The 14,162-nt window shown below is 73.2% G+C and carries 11 protein-coding genes; 7 read left to right on the plus strand and 4 right to left on the minus strand.

From position 1 onward, the window contains the following. Nucleotides 1-21: 21 nt before the first annotated feature. Complete coding sequence (locus tag IE332_RS24650; RefSeq protein WP_189920259.1) at nucleotides 22-534, plus strand: GNAT family N-acetyltransferase; 513 nt, start codon at nucleotides 22-24, stop codon at nucleotides 532-534. Between the two features lie 31 nt (nucleotides 535-565). Here the strand turns inward: IE332_RS24650 and IE332_RS24655 are convergent, their stop codons facing one another. The 4 genes from IE332_RS24655 to IE332_RS24670 form a co-directional block, all read right to left on the minus strand. Continuing rightward, on the minus strand, nucleotides 566-2,962 hold the full coding sequence (locus IE332_RS24655; RefSeq protein WP_189920261.1) for an ATP-binding cassette domain-containing protein: 2,397 nt from the start codon (nucleotides 2,960-2,962) through the stop codon (nucleotides 566-568). 203 nt (nucleotides 2,963-3,165) lie between these two features. Then, nucleotides 3,166-3,579: a VOC family protein gene (locus tag IE332_RS24660; protein WP_189920263.1), complete on the minus strand. Its 414-nt coding sequence runs from the start codon at nucleotides 3,577-3,579 to the stop codon at nucleotides 3,166-3,168. An 84-nt stretch (nucleotides 3,580-3,663) separates the two neighbouring features. Continuing rightward, nucleotides 3,664-4,887 (minus strand): C40 family peptidase, encoded by a 1,224-nt coding sequence (locus tag IE332_RS24665; RefSeq protein WP_189920265.1) that lies wholly within the window; start codon nucleotides 4,885-4,887, stop codon nucleotides 3,664-3,666. Between the two features lie 383 nt (nucleotides 4,888-5,270). Further along, entirely contained in the window at nucleotides 5,271-6,143 is an 873-nt protein-coding gene (locus IE332_RS24670; protein ID WP_189920267.1) for a helix-turn-helix transcriptional regulator, read from the minus strand. Nucleotides 6,144-6,303: 160 nt separating this feature from the next. Between IE332_RS24670 and IE332_RS24675 the strand changes: the two genes are divergently transcribed. From IE332_RS24675 to IE332_RS24700, 6 genes are all read left to right on the plus strand, one after another. After that, nucleotides 6,304-7,086 (plus strand): SDR family oxidoreductase, encoded by a 783-nt coding sequence (locus IE332_RS24675; RefSeq protein WP_189920269.1) that lies wholly within the window; start codon nucleotides 6,304-6,306, stop codon nucleotides 7,084-7,086. 97 nt (nucleotides 7,087-7,183) lie between these two features. Then, a complete protein-coding gene (locus IE332_RS24680; protein WP_189920271.1) occupies nucleotides 7,184-7,420 on the plus strand; it encodes a tautomerase family protein in 237 nt (78 codons plus the stop codon). Between the two features lie 205 nt (nucleotides 7,421-7,625). Next, nucleotides 7,626-9,350: an acyclic terpene utilization AtuA family protein gene (locus tag IE332_RS24685; RefSeq protein ID WP_268256604.1), complete on the plus strand. Its 1,725-nt coding sequence runs from the start codon at nucleotides 7,626-7,628 to the stop codon at nucleotides 9,348-9,350. After that, nucleotides 9,347-10,945 carry an acyl-CoA carboxylase subunit beta gene (locus IE332_RS24690; RefSeq protein ID WP_189920273.1) on the plus strand — a complete coding sequence of 533 codons (1,599 nt, stop codon included), beginning with the start codon at nucleotides 9,347-9,349 and terminating at the stop codon, nucleotides 10,943-10,945. Before IE332_RS24685 ends, IE332_RS24690 begins: the two co-directional genes overlap by 4 nt. 26 nt (nucleotides 10,946-10,971) lie before the next feature. Beyond that, on the plus strand, nucleotides 10,972-12,957 hold the full coding sequence (locus IE332_RS24695) for an acetyl/propionyl/methylcrotonyl-CoA carboxylase subunit alpha (RefSeq protein ID WP_189920275.1): 1,986 nt from the start codon (nucleotides 10,972-10,974) through the stop codon (nucleotides 12,955-12,957). A 13-nt stretch (nucleotides 12,958-12,970) separates the two neighbouring features. After that, nucleotides 12,971-14,143: an acyl-CoA dehydrogenase family protein gene (locus tag IE332_RS24700; RefSeq protein WP_189920278.1), complete on the plus strand. Its 1,173-nt coding sequence runs from the start codon at nucleotides 12,971-12,973 to the stop codon at nucleotides 14,141-14,143. Nucleotides 14,144-14,162: the final 19 nt, after the last annotated feature.

The following is a 14,162-nucleotide window of genomic DNA, read 5'->3' on the forward strand; positions in this document are numbered from 1 at the left end:
TTTCACGGGGGGTCGGCGAACGTGCGGTACCGGATCGAGCGGATCGGCCGCGAGGACTGGCAGCTTCTGCGCGAGGTGCGCCTCGCCCAACTCCTCGACACGCCCATGGCGTTCGGCGAGACCCACGAGTACGCCAGCCACCAGGGCGAGGGCAACTGGCGGGCCCGGACCAACTGGCTCAACGAGCCCGACAAGGTCGGCCTGGTCGCGGTGGACCCCGCGGGGGAGTGGGTCGGCACGATGATCTCCACCGCGAACAAGGACCACCCCGACACCGTCGACCTGATCGGCGTCTGGGTCGCCCCCGCGCACCGCGGCCGCGAACGCGGCGTCGCCGACGCGATGCTGGACACCGCCCTCGCCTGGGCCCGCGACCGCGGCGCCGGCCGGATGCTCCTCGGCGTGCACGAGGCCAACCCCCGCGCCGCCGCCTTCTACCTGCGGCGCGGGTTCGCGTACACCGGCGGCGGGACGCCGTACGTGCTGGACGCGTCGGCGCGGATCCTGGAGATGGCCCTTCCGCTGGAGCACTGACCGGCTCGCGGCGTCGGGCAGCTCGCGGGTGCTAACCGACGTACGCGGCCAGGGCCTCGCCGGTCGGCGTGGAGCGGGCGGCGACCAGCTCGGCCGGGGTGCCCTCGAAGACCACCCGTCCGCCGTCGTGACCGGCGCCCGGGCCCAGGTCGATGATCCAGTCGGCGTGCGCCATGACCGCCGGGTGGTGCTCGATCACGATCACCGACTTGCCGGACTCGACCAGCCGGTCCAGCAGCCCGAGCAGCTGCTCGACATCGGCCAGGTGCAGCCCGGTGGTCGGCTCGTCCAGGATGTAGACCCCGCCCTTGTCCCCCATGTGCGTGGCCAGCTTGAGCCGCTGCCGCTCGCCGCCGGAGAGCGTGGTGAGCGGCTGCCCGAGGCTCACGTAACCGAGCCCGACGTCCGCCAGCCGCTCCAGGATCCGGTGCGCGGCCGGCAGCTTGGCCTCGCCCGAGCCGAAGAACTCCTCGGCCTCGGTCACCGACATCGCCAGCACCTCGGCGATGTCCCGCCCGCCCAGCCGGTACTCCAGTACGGCGGGCTGGTAGCGCTTGCCCTCGCAGTCCTCGCAGGTGGTGGCCACCCCGGCCATCATCGCCAGGTCGGTGTAGACCACGCCCGCGCCGTTGCAGGTCGGGCAGGCGCCCTCGGAATTGGCGCTGAACAGGGCCGGCTTGACGCCGTTGGCCTTCGCGAAGGCCTTGCGGATCGGCTCCAGCAGCCCGGTGTAGGTGGCCGGGTTGCTCCGCCGCGAGCCCTTGATCGCGCCCTGGTCGACCGAGACCACGTCCTCGCCCGAAGCCCCCGACCGCCGGCCCAGCGAGCCGTGGATCAGCGAGCTCTTGCCGGAGCCGGCCACCCCCGTCACCACCGTGAGCACCCCGAGCGGCACGTCCACGTCCACGTCCCGCAGGTTGTGGGTGTTCGCGCCCCGGATCTCCAGCGTCCCGGTGGGCTTGCGCACGTCCTCGCGCAGCGGCGCCCGGTCGGCCAGGTGGCGGCCGGTGACCGTACCGCTGTCGCGCAGCCCGTCCACGCCGCCCTCGTAGCAGACCGTGCCGCCCGCCGTCCCGGCGCCCGGGCCGAGGTCGACCACGTGGTCGGCGATCGCGATGGTCTGCGGCTTGTGCTCCACCACCAGCACGGTGTTGCCCTTGTCCCGCAGGCGCAGCAGCAGCCTGTTCATCCGGTCGATGTCGTGCGGGTGCAGACCGGTGGTGGGCTCGTCGAAGACGTACGTGGTGTCGGTGAGCGAGGAGCCGAGGTGGCGGATCATCTTGACCCGCTGCGCCTCGCCGCCGGAGAGCGTGCCGGAGGGGCGGTCGAGGGAGAGGTAGCCGAGGCCGATCTCCACGAAGGAGTCGAGGGTCTGCCCAAGGGTGGTGAGCAGCGGCGTCACCGAGGGCTCGTCGAGCCCGCCGACCCAGGCGGCGAGGTCGCTGATCTGCATCGCGCAGGCGTCGGCGATGCTGACGCCCGCGATCCTGGACGAGCGGGCGGCCTCGCTGAGCCGGGTCCCCCCGCAGTCCGGGCAGGCGGTGAAGGTGACGGCCCGCTCCACGAAGGCGCGGATGTGCGGCTGCAGCGCGTCCTTGTCCTTGGACAGCATCGACTTCTGGATCTTGGGGATCAGGCCCTCGTAGGTGAGGTTGACGCCGTTGACCTTGACCTTGGTCGGCTCCCGGTACAGGAAGTCCTGCAACTCCTTCTCGGTGTACTCGCGGATCGGCTTGTCCGGGTCGAGGAAGCCGGAGTTGGCGTAGACGCCGACCGTCCACCAGCTGTCGGTCTTCCAGCCGGGGATGGTGATCGCGCCCTCGGAGATCGACTTGGCGTCGTCGTACAGCTGGGTGAGGTCGATGTCGGAGACGCTGCCGCGGCCCTCGCAGCGCGGGCACATGCCGCCGGTGATGCTGAAGCTGCGCCGCTCCTTCACGGTCTTGCCGGCCCGCTCGACGGTGACGGCGCCGGCCCCGCTGATCGAGGGGACGTTGAAGGAGAAGGCCTTGGGGGAGCCGATGTGCGGGGTGCCGAGCCGGCTGAAGAGGATGCGCAGCATCGCGTTGGCGTCGGTGGCGGTGCCGACGGTGGAGCGCGGATCGGCGCCCATCCGCTGCTGGTCGACGATGATCGCGGTGGTCAGGCCCTCCAGGACGTCCACCTCGGGGCGGGCCAGGGTGGGCATGAAGCCCTGGACGAACGCGCTGTAGGTCTCGTTGATCAGCCGCTGGGACTCGGCGGCGATGGTGTCGAACACCAGCGAGCTCTTGCCGGAGCCGGACACACCGGTGAACACCGTCAGCCGGCGCTTGGGGATGTCGACGCTGACGTCCTTGAGGTTGTTCTCGCGCGCGCCGTGGACGCGGATCAGGTCGTGGCTGTCGGCGGCGTGCGGCGCGGGGTTCGCGTCCGTCCTCTTGGGCATCGTCTGGTCTCTCCCTGTCGATCGGGCGGGCCCGTCCCCGCGGTCACCGGTGGATTCCTTCGATCCAACCAGAACCGGCGTGATCCGGTCGGTCCGTCGGTCGGTCGGTCGGTCGGTCCGGTGCCGCGGGCGGCGGGCCCGTCGGGTATCACGGCTACGGCTGTGGTGGCCTGCCGTCGTTCGTCCGGCGCGCCTCGCCGGGTTCAGCGCACCTCGTTGAAGCGGATCAGGTTGCCCGCCGGGTCGCGGAAGGCGCAGTCGCGCGCACCCCACTGCTGGTCGGCCGGCTCCTGCACCAGCTCGGCGCCGCCGGACTTCAGCCGGTCGAAGAGGCCGTCCAGGTCGGGGGTGCCGAGGACGAGCCGGGCGTAGGTGCCCTTGGCCATCATGTCGGTGATGGTCCTGCGCTCGTCCTCGGTGACACCCGGGTCGATCGCCGGCGGCTCCAGCACGAGGGAGACGCCGGGCTGGTCGGCGGGGCCGACGGTGATCCAGCGCATCGTGCCGCCGCCGACGTCGTTGCGGACCTCGAAGCCGAGCAGGTCGCGGTAGAAGGCGAGGGAGGCCTCGGGGTCGGTGTGCGGGAGGAAGGTCCAGTGAATGGTGATGTCGCTCATGACCGCAACGCTAGGCGTGGGCCCGGGCCGGGTGCTTCTCCAAAACTGATCGGTCCGCCCGGCCGGTTCCGTGCGCCCGGTTCCTCAGCAGTCGGGGATGGTGGCGCCGCCGTTGTCCTTGGCGGTGTCGTTGCCCCAGCGGGAGAGGTAGAACGCGGAGACCCACTGGCCGCCGGGGCCGGCGTCCGGGTCGGTCTTCAGCCACCAGTGGTTGTAGCTGCCGCCGCTGGAGACCTCGCGTCCCCAGGCCTTGCAGTAGACGTAGTTGGTGCCCTGGTTCAGCGTGCCGGTGGCGGTGGTGGAGTTCGGCGAGGCGTAGACGTTCGCGGTGGCGAAGGTGTCCACCCAGTACTTGCCGGTGGCGGGCGGGGTGCCGCCGCCCGGGCAGTCGGGGATGGTGGCGCCGCCGTTGTCCTTGGCGGTGTCGTTGCCCCAGCGGGAGAGGTAGAACGCGGAGACCCACTGGCCGCCGGGGCCGGCGTCCGGGTCGGTCTTCAGCCACCAGTGGTTGTAGCTGCCGCCGCTGGAGACCTCGCGTCCCCAGGCCTTGCAGTAGACGTAGTTGGTGCCCTGGTACAGGGTCCCCGTGCTGGTGGTGGAGGTCGGGGAGCCGTACACGGGCGCGTTGGCGAAGGTGTCCACCCAGTACTTGCCGCCGCCCGACGGGGTCGGGGTCGGCGTCGGGGTGGAGTCGCCGGGCCCGTACAGCCGGATCGCGCCGTAGTAGTCGCCGTGCGAGGAGAGCGCCGCCACCTGGACGTAGCCGCCGGAGTAGGGCGCCTCGACGATCCAGCCCTGCCCGAGGTACATCGCGACATGGTGGATGCCGGGGGCGGTGTCGCCGAAGAACACCAGGTCACCGGGGAGCAGCGGTGCGGTCCCGTCCGCCCGGTAGTAGCGGGCGACCGCCCGGGAGGACGGCCACTGGGTCCGGGTGGTGCCGTTGACGACGTCCTCGCCGACCGCCAGGTCGTAGGCGTAGCGGACCATGCCGGAGCAGTCCAGGCCGCGGACGTGGCAGTCGTCGGGGGCGCCGTTGGAGGCGTCGCAGAGGCCGTACGTCAGGCCGGGCTGCGCGCCGTGGCCGCCGCCCCAGGAGTACGGGGTGCCGATCAGCCCGCAGGCGGACCGGACGGCGGCGGTGGCCTGCGGAGCCGCCCCGGTGGACAGCACCCCGCAGGCGGGCGCCGCCTGGGCCTCCCCGGCCCCGGCGAAGAACACCCCGACCGACACCAGCAGCGACAGCAGGGCCGCCCACCGCAGCGGGGCCAGCAGCCACCGTGACAAAGGGTCTATGCGCGTCGTCATGACCGCGAATCCTCCCGGCGCCCCTGACGGCCGGTCAATGGCTCTGCCCCACATGCCGTCCGTGGCCCGGTCACCTGCCGGTCCGCCGCCCGCCCGCACGGCAACCGGCAACACGGGCCGGTCCGTTGCGCCAGACCACGTCAGACCACGTCAGACCACGCCCGGCATCGCCACAACGCGGACGGGGTCCGGTACCTGATCAGGTACCGGACCCCGTCCGATGCTGGAGCGCCAGGCCCGGGTCGCACGGACTCTTCCTACTGAAAGTAGGACGTGCTCTGGTAGCACCACTGACGCCTGACGAGGGATCATTCTCCCTCGCGACAAGAAGAATATTAGCAGCTCAGAACCGGTGCGCCGAACCGCTCCCGGGCGGGCGCGGGTCAGCTCGGCGCCACACCCTCCGTGACGCCCAGCTCCTGGGTCCCCACGACGGACAGCAGTTCCAACTGCTCGGCTCCCGGGCTGCCGGGCGGGGCCGTGAACCAGAGCAGGCGCTGCCGCCCGTCCTCGCTGAGGAGGTTGTGGCAGTCGAGCTCGATGACGCCGAGCAGGGGGTGGAGGATCCTCTTGCGGTCCATGCGGCGCACCGCGACGTCGTGGGTGTCCCAGAGGGCCGCGAACTCCTGGCTGCGCCGGCGCAGTACGGCGACCATCCTCGTGACCTCGGCGTCCCGGCCACGCCGGGCGGCCGCCGCCTGGAGGTCCGCCGCGAACACCCGGGAGTGGTGCGGGTGGTCCTCGGGCGGGTGGATCTCGCGCGCCCGCGGGTCGGTGAACCACCGGTACACGTAGCTCGCCGCCGGGCCGCGGTGCGCCGGGGACTTGCCGAGCAGCGCCCGGGCCAGGTCGTTCTCCACCAGGGTTTCGTGCAGGTCGGTGATGACACGCGCGGGGGTGTTGGACAGCCGGTCCAGGAGTCCGAGGAGCGCGGGCTGCACGTGTGCCGAGGGTCCGTGTTCCGACCGGGGGACCGGCCGTTCGGCCAGGTGGAACAGGTGGTCGCGCTCGTCGCCGTTCAGGCGCAGGGCTCGGGCGAGCGCGGCCAGGGTCTGGGTCGAGGGCTGCACGCCGTTCTTCGCGCTGCCGCGTTCCAGCTCGGTGTAGTAGTCGACCGACAGCCCCGCCAGCTGCGCGACCTCCTCGCGGCGCAGCCCGGGGACGCGCCGGCGCGGGCCTTGGGGGAGGCCGACCTCGCCGGGGCGGATGCGGTCGCGGCGTGTCCTGAGGAAGGCACCGAGCTCTGGAAGGTTCACCCCTCCATGGTCGCCGCTGCGCCGGAGCGCAGCCAGGGGGTGGCATCCCCTGGGTAGACGCAGCCCTGGCTGGGGGCGGGGGACCGGCCGATCGTGGAGGACGCAGCAGGGCCGCCGGCAAGGCCGCGGCCCGAACCCCTATCCACCGCAGGAGCCAGCTATGCCCATCCCCACCTCCCCGGCCGGGACGGCCGCCCCGGCCCGGTCCTCCGCCGCACCCCGCGTCGCGGTCGTCACCGGCGGCTCGCGCGGCATCGGCCGCCGGACCGTCGGCCGGCTGGCCGCCGACGGGTACGCCGTCGTGGTCGGCTACGCCGGCAACCGGGCCGAGGCCGAAGCCGCCGTGAAGGAGGCCGTCGCCGGCGGCGGCGGGGCGATCGCGGTGCGCGCGGACGTCGCCGACGAACACGCGGTCGTGGCTCTGTTCGACGCGGCCGAAGCGGAGTTCGGCGGCGTCGACGCCGTCGTGCACACGGCCGGGCGGATGCACCTGGGGCCGATCGCCGAGCTGGACCTGGCCGTCCTGGACGACCTGCACCGCACCAACATCCGCGGCACCTTCGCCGTCGTCCAGCAGGCCGCCCGTCGGGTGCGTCCCGGCGGCGCGATAGTGACGTTCTCCACCTCCGTGCTGGGGCTGGCCTTCCCGGGCTACGGCGCGTACGCCGCGAGCAAGGGCGCGGTCGAGGCGCTGACGCTGATCCTGGCGCGGGAGCTGCGGGGCCGGGACGTCACCGCCAACACCGTCGCACCCGGCCCCACGGCCACCGACATGTTCCTGGACGGCAAGAACGAGGAGACCGTCGCCCGCCTGGCCGCCCAACCCCCGCTGGAGCGCCTCGGCAGCACTGCCGACATCGCCGAGGTCGTCGCGTTCCTGGCCTCCCCGGCCGGCCACTGGATCAACGGACAGGTCATCCGCGCCAACGGCGGCATCGTCTGAACCGCCCCCAGCCACCCCGTCGGTCAACGGGACCGGACGGCCTGCTCACCCCGGGCAGTTCCCTGTAACACCCCACCGAGAGAAGGAACGACCCGTCATGCCTTTCGCGAACTTCAAGGTCCCCGAGAAGACCCTCACCCCGAAGCAGAAGGAGCAGATCGTCACCCGCACCACCGAGCTGTACGTCGAGATCTACGGTGAGCGCGCCCGCAACACCACCATGGTCCTGGTCGAGGAGGTCGCCGACGGCGGCTGGGGCATCTCCGGCGACGTGCTGACCCTCGCCATGCTCGGCGAGGCGCCGACCGAAACCGGCGACGCCGGCGAGGCCTGACGGCACCGCCGGCACGGAAGCGGTCCGCCGCAGGTCGCGGCGGCCCGCAGCCCCGGGCGGTTCCGTCGGCCCCGGCTCGGCGGGGCAGGTGGGTGTCGGGAAAACAAGCAGGCATGATTGCTTTTTTCTCCGGGCGGTGCCACGCTGCTGCCCGACGGCGCTCGTGCGGGGGCGTCGCCAACTCTTCGGCAGGGGAGGGGCATTGGTGGTCGAGCGGGTGGGGCTGCGGATCGGGAACGCCTCGGGGTTCTACGGGGACCGGTTCGCCGCGGTGCGGGAGATGCTGACCGGTGGGCCGTTGGACGTGCTGACCGGGGACTATCTGGCCGAGCTGACCATGCTCATCCTGGCGCGGGACCGGCTGAAGGACCCGTCGCGGGGGTACGCCCGGACCTTCCTGCGGCAGATGGAGGAGTGTCTCGGGCTGGCGCGCGAGCGCGGTGTGGCGATCGTGGTGAACGCGGGCGGCCTCAATCCGGCGCGACTGGCCGACGAGCTGCGCGAGTTGGCCCGGCGGCTGGGCGTGGAGACGGCCGTGGCGCACGTCGAGGGGGACGACCTGCTGCCGCGCAGGGCGGAACTCGGTTTACCGGAAGGGCTGTTGGCGGCCAACGCCTATCTCGGCGGGTTCGGCATCGCGGCCTGTCTGCGGGAGGGCGCCGAGCTGGTGGTCACCGGCCGGGTGACGGACGCGGCGCTGGTCGTCGGGCCGGGGATCGCGCACTTCGGGTGGGAGCCGACGGACCTGGACGCGCTGGCGGGCGCGGTGGTCGCCGGGCACGTGCTGGAGTGCGGCGCCCAGGCGACGGGCGGCAACTACGCGTTCTTCGGCGAGCACGACGTGACCAGGCCCGGCTTCCCGATCGCCGAACTGCACGCCGACGGCTCCAGTGTGATCACCAAGCACCCGGGGACCGGCGGCGCCGTCACCGTGGGCACCGTGACCGCCCAACTCCTCTACGAGACCGGCGGACCACACTACCTGGGCCCGGACGTGACCGCCCGGCTGGACACCGTCCGGCTCAGTGCGGAGGGCCAGGACCGGGTCCGGATCGACGGCGTCCGGGGCGAGGCCCCGCCGGCCACGCTGAAGGTCGGCCTCAACGCGCTCGGCGGCCACCACAACGAGGTGGTCTTCGTCCTCACCGGTCTGGACGTCGAGGCCAAGGCCGACCTGGTGCGACGGCAGTTCGCCGAGGCCCTGCCGCCCGGGGCCGGCCCGGCCGAACTGCGCTGGACGCTCGCCCGCACCGACCACCCGGACGCCCCGACCGGGGAGGCCGCCTCCGCCCTCCTCCGGCTGACCGCCCGCGACCCGGACCCGGCCAAGGTAGGACGTGAACTCGGCAAGGCCGCTGTGGAGTTGGGCCTGGCCGGCTACCCGGGCTTCCATCTCACCGCCCCGCCGGGGCCGGGTGCGCCGTACGGGGTGTTCACCGCCGCGTACGTCGACGCCAAGACGGTCGAACACACCGCGGTGCTGCCGGACGGCCGCCGGATCGCCGTACCGCCGGCGCCGGTCACCGGCGGATCCGCAGAGGTCGGGCACCGGCTGCCCGAGCCGCTGCCGCCCGGCCCCGCCCGGCGCGCGCCGCTCGGCCTGGTGGCCGGTGCCCGCAGCGGTGACAAGGGCGGCGACGCCAACCTGGGCGTCTGGGCCCGCACGGAGGACGGCTGGCGTTGGCTGGCGCACGTCCTCACGGTCGAGCGGATCAAGGAACTCCTGCCGGAGACGGAGGAGTTGACCGTCACCCGGCATCTCCTCCCGAACCTGTGGGCGGTCAACTTCACCGTCGCCGGGCTGCTCGGCGAGGGCGTCGCCGCCCGGCACCGCTTCGACCCGCAGGCCAAGGCCCTCGGGGAGTGGCTCCGTTCGCGCCACCTCGACATCCCGACCCAGCTCCTCGACAGTCCGGAGGCCGTGTCGTGACCGTCCTGCCCACCCGAATCGACCCGGCCGGGCCGGAGTACGCCGAGCACTGTGCCGCGATGCTCGCCAAGCTCGCCGAGCTGGACGCCGAGCACGCCAAGGCGCTGGCCGGCGGCGGCCCCAAGTACGTGGAGCGCCACCGCAAGCGCGGCAAGCTGACGGCCCGGGAGCGGATCGAGTTGCTGGTCGACCCGGATTCGCCGTTCCTGGAGCTGTCCCCGCTGGCGGCGTGGGGCAGCGAGTTCCCGGTCGGTGCCGCGCTGGTCACCGGCATCGGGGTGATCGAGGGCGTGGAGTGCGTGATCACCGCCAACGACCCGACCGTGCGCGGCGGGGCCAGCAACCCGTGGACGCTGCGCAAGGCGCTGCGGGCCAACGAGGTCGCGCTGGGCAACCGCCTCCCGCTGGTGAACCTGGTCGAGTCCGGCGGCGCGGACCTGCCCAGCCAGAAGGAGATCTTCATCCCCGGCGGCGCCCTGTTCCGCGACCTCACCCGGCTGTCCGCCGCCGGAATCCCCACCGTGGCCGTGGTGTTCGGCAATTCGACGGCCGGCGGCGCGTACGTTCCCGGCATGTCCGACCACACCGTGCTGGTCAAGGAGCGCGCCAAGGTGTTCCTCGGCGGTCCGCCGCTGGTCAAGATGGCCACCGGGGAGGAGGCCGACGACGAGTCGCTCGGCGGCGCGGAGATGCACGCCCGCACCTCCGGCCTCGCCGACCACTTCGCGGTGGACGAGGTGGACGCGGTGCGGCTGGCCCGGCGGATCGTCGCCCGGCTGGACCACCGCAAGCCGGGCCCCGGGCCGGACCGGTTCGCCGAGCCGCCGAAGTACGCCGAGGAGGAGCTGCTGGGCATCGTCCCGGGCGACCTCAAGGTGCCCTTCGACCCGCGCGAGGTGATCGCCCGGCTGGTCGACGGCTCCGACTTCGACGAGTTCAAGCCGCTCTACGGCTCCAGCCTGTGCACCGGCTGGGCCCGGCTGCACGGCTATCCGGTCGGGGTCCTGGCCAACGCGCAGGGCGTCCTGTTCAGCGCCGAGTCCCAGAAGGCCGCCCAGTTCATCCAGTTGGCGAACCAGCGGAACACCCCGCTGCTGTTCCTGCACAACACCACCGGCTACATGGTCGGCAAGGACTACGAGCAGGGCGGCATCATCAAGCACGGCGCGATGATGATCAACGCCGTCGCCAACTCCACCGTCCCCCACCTCTCCGTGCTGATGGGCGCCTCCTACGGGGCCGGCCACTACGGCATGTGCGGCCGGGCGTACGAGCCGCGCTTCCTGTTCTCCTGGCCGAGCGCCAAGTCGGCGGTGATGGGCCCGCAGCAGCTCGCCGGGGTGCTGTCGATCGTGGCCCGGCAGTCGGCGGCGGCGAAGGGGCAGCCCTACGACGAGGACGCGGACGCGGCGATCCGGGCGATGGTCGAGCAGCAGATCGAGGCCGAGTCGCTGCCGGTGTTCCTGTCCGGCCGCCTCTACGACGACGGCGTGATCGACCCGCGCGACACCCGTACCGTGCTCGGCCTGTGCCTGTCCGCGATCCACAACGCGCCGGTCGAGGGCGCACGCGGGTACGGCGTCTTCCGCCTGTGAGCGAGCCTCTGCCAACGGAGCCACCAATGACTTCCACGACGTCGATCGGCAACCTGCTGGTCGCCAACCGGGGCGAGATCGCCCGCCGGGTCTTCCGTACCTGCCGGGAGCTCGGCATCGCGACCACCGCCGTCCACTCCGACCCGGACGCCGACGCCCCGCACGTGCGCGAGGCCGACGCGGCCGTCCGGCTGCCAGGGGCCGCGCCCGCCGACACCTATCTGCGCGGCGACTCGATCGTCCGGGCCGCGCTCGCGGCCGGGGCCGACGCCGTCCACCCCGGGTACGGATTCCTGTCCGAGAGCGCCGAGTTCGCGCAGGCCGTGCTGGACGCGGGCCTGGTCTGGGTCGGCCCGCCGCCGGCCGCGATCGCCGCGATGGGCTCCAAGACCGCCGCCAAGCGCCTGATGGCCGCGGCCGGGGTGCCCGTCCTGGGCGCGCTGGCCGAACCGACCGAGGCGGACCTGCCGGTGCTGGTCAAGGCCGCGGCGGGCGGTGGCGGCCGGGGCATGCGCGTGGTCCACCGGCTGGCCGACCTGCCCGGCGAGTTGGCGGCCGCGGGCGTCGAGGCGGCGAAGGCCTTCGGCTCGGACGAGGTGTTCTGCGAGCGCTACCTGCCCACCGGCCGGCACGTCGAGGTCCAGCTGCTGGCCGACGCGCACGGCACGGTCTGGGCGGTCGGCGACCGCGACTGTTCGCTGCAACGGCGGCACCAGAAGGTGATCGAGGAGGCGCCGGCGCCCGGCCTCCCGGCGGAGGTCCGCGCCGAGCTGCACGCGGCCGCGGTCACGGCGGCCCGCACGATCGGCTACGTCGGCGCCGGCACCGCCGAGTTCCTGCTCGACGAGGACGGCCGGTTCTACTTCCTGGAGATGAACACCCGCCTCCAGGTCGAGCACCCGGTGACCGAGGCGCTCACCGGGCTGGACCTGGTGGCGCTCCAACTCGCCGTCGCCGAAGGGGAGGAGCTGCCGCCGCTGCCGCCGGCGAGCCGCGGTCACGCGATCGAGGCCCGGCTGTACGCGGAGGATCCGGCGAAGGACTGGCGGCCCGCCACCGGCACCCTGCACTGCCTCGAACTCACCGTTCCGCACCAGGAGTTCACCGGCGGTGGTGGCGGGCCGGAGGGATCCGGCGTACGGCTGGACTCCGGGGTGGCGGCGGGCAGCGAGGTCACCCCGCACTACGACGCGATGCTCGCGAAGGTGATCGCCTGGGCGCCGACCCGGGCGGCCGCGGCCCGCCGGCTGGCGGACGCGCTGGCCCGCGCGCGGATCCACGGGCCGTCGACCAACCGGGAGTCGCTGGTCCGGGCGCTGCGGCACCCGGCCTTCCTGGCCGGGCACCTGCACACCGGATTCCTGGCCGAGCACGCCGCGGAGCTCACCCCACCGGACGCCGGGGGCGCCGGCCGCGCGGCCCTGGCCGCCGCGCTGGCCGACGCCGCCGCCCGTCGCACCGCCCTCCCGTCCGGCTGGCGCAACCTGCCCTCCCAGCCGCAGCTCAAGCGCTACCGGGCGGACGACGGAACCGAGTCGGAGGTCCGCTACCGCCTCACCCGGGCGGGGCTGCGGGCTGAGGACCACCCGGACGTCGAACTCGTGAGCGCCGCACCGGAGTCGGTCGTCCTGAGCGAGGGCGGGGTCCGCCGCCGCTACCACGTCACCCGCTACGGCGACCGGGTGTACGTCGACACCCCCGCCGGCGGCACCGCGCTCACCGCCCTTCCGCGCTTCCCCGACCCCACCGTCCGCACCGAACCCGGAGCCCTGCTCGCCCCGATGCCCGGCACGGTGCTCCGCACCACCGCCGTCGCGGGCGACACCGTCACCGCGGGACAGCCGCTGCTCGTGCTGGAGGCGATGAAGATGGAGCACCGCGTCACCGCACCGGCCGACGGCGTCCTCGTCGAACTCCGCGCCACCCCGGGCCAGCAGGTCGAACCCGGCACCCTGCTCGCCGTCGTCAAGTCCCCCCAAGAGTCGCCGCAAGAGTCCCGCCAAGATGACTGAGGAAGGACCCCACATGTCCGCCATCGGCAGTCAGCTCCTGGAAACCCCCGAGCGCCGGGCCCTGCGCCAGGCCGTCGGCGATCTCGGCCGCCGCTACGGCTCCACCTACTACCTCGCCAAGGCCCGGGCCGGCGAGCCCGCCGACGAACTGTGGGCGGAGGCCGGCAAGGCCGGCTACCTCGGCGTCAACCTGCCCGCCGAGTACGGCGGCGGGGGCGGCGGCATCACCGACCTCGCCATCGTCCTGGAGGAACTCGGCACCGCCGGCTGCCCGTTGCTGCTGCTGATCGTCTCCCCGGCGATCTGCGGCACGGTGATCGCCCGCTACGGCACCGAGGAGCAGAAGCAGCGCTGGCTGCCCGGCCTGGCCGACGGCAGCCGCCGGATGGCCTTCGGCATCACCGAGCCGGACGCCGGTTCCAACGCGCACCGGATATCCACCGTGGCCCGCCGCGACGGCGAGGACTGGCTGCTCACCGGCCGCAAGGTGTTCGTCTCCGGCATCGACCACTGCGACGCGGTGCTGTTCGTGGCCCGCACCGAAGACGCCCGCACCGGCAGGCTCAAGCCCTGTCTGTTCGTCGTCCCGCGCGAGACCCCGGGGTTCGAGTTCCGGCCGATCCCGATGGAGCTGGTCGCCCCCGAGAAGCAGTTCCAGGTCTTCCTGGACGACGTCCGGCTGCCCGCCGACGCCCTGGTCGGCGACGAGGACGCGGGCCTGCTCCAGCTGTTCGCGGGCCTCAACCCGGAGCGCGTCCTGACCGCCGCGTTCTCGCTCGGCCTCGCCCGCCAGGCCCTCGGCAAGGCGGTCGAGTACGCGAAGACCCGTACGGTGTGGTCCACCCCGATCGGCGCCCACCAGGGCCTGGCCCACCCGCTGGCCCAGTGCGCGGTGGAGATCGAGCTGGCCCGGCTGATGACCCAGAAGGCCGGGCTGCTCTGCGACGCGGGCGAGGACCTCGCCGCCGGTGAGGCCGCCAACATGGCCAAGTACGCGGCCGGTGAGGCCGCCGCCCGCACCGTCGACCAGGCGGTGCAGACCCTCGGCGGCAACGGCCTCACCCAGGAGTACGGGCTGGGCGCGCTGCTGGCCGCCACCCGGGTCGGCCGGGTGGCCCCGGTGAGCCGGGAGATGGTGCTCAACTTCGTCGCCCAGCACACCCTCGGCCTGCCGAAGTCGTACTGAGTCGCCGGGTCGCGCTGAG

The sequence above is a fragment of the Kitasatospora xanthocidica genome (assembly GCF_014656195.1).
GTDB lineage: Bacteria > Actinomycetota > Actinomycetes > Streptomycetales > Streptomycetaceae > Kitasatospora > Kitasatospora xanthocidica.

Excerpts from the sequence above, each read along its gene's own strand:
- IE332_RS24655 (WP_189920261.1), bottom strand. The coding sequence starts at position 2,962 with ATGCCCAAGAGGACGGACGCGAACCCCGCGCCGCACGCCGCCGACAGC.
- IE332_RS24660 (WP_189920263.1), bottom strand. The coding sequence starts at position 3,579 with ATGAGCGACATCACCATTCACTGGACCTTCCTCCCGCACACCGACCCC.
- IE332_RS24665 (WP_189920265.1), bottom strand. The coding sequence starts at position 4,887 with ATGACGACGCGCATAGACCCTTTGTCACGGTGGCTGCTGGCCCCGCTG.
- IE332_RS24675 (WP_189920269.1), top strand. The coding sequence starts at position 6,304 with ATGCCCATCCCCACCTCCCCGGCCGGGACGGCCGCCCCGGCCCGGTCC.
- IE332_RS24680 (WP_189920271.1), top strand. The coding sequence starts at position 7,184 with ATGCCTTTCGCGAACTTCAAGGTCCCCGAGAAGACCCTCACCCCGAAG.
- IE332_RS24695 (WP_189920275.1), top strand. The coding sequence starts at position 10,972 with ATGACTTCCACGACGTCGATCGGCAACCTGCTGGTCGCCAACCGGGGC.
- IE332_RS24700 (WP_189920278.1), top strand. The coding sequence starts at position 12,971 with ATGTCCGCCATCGGCAGTCAGCTCCTGGAAACCCCCGAGCGCCGGGCC.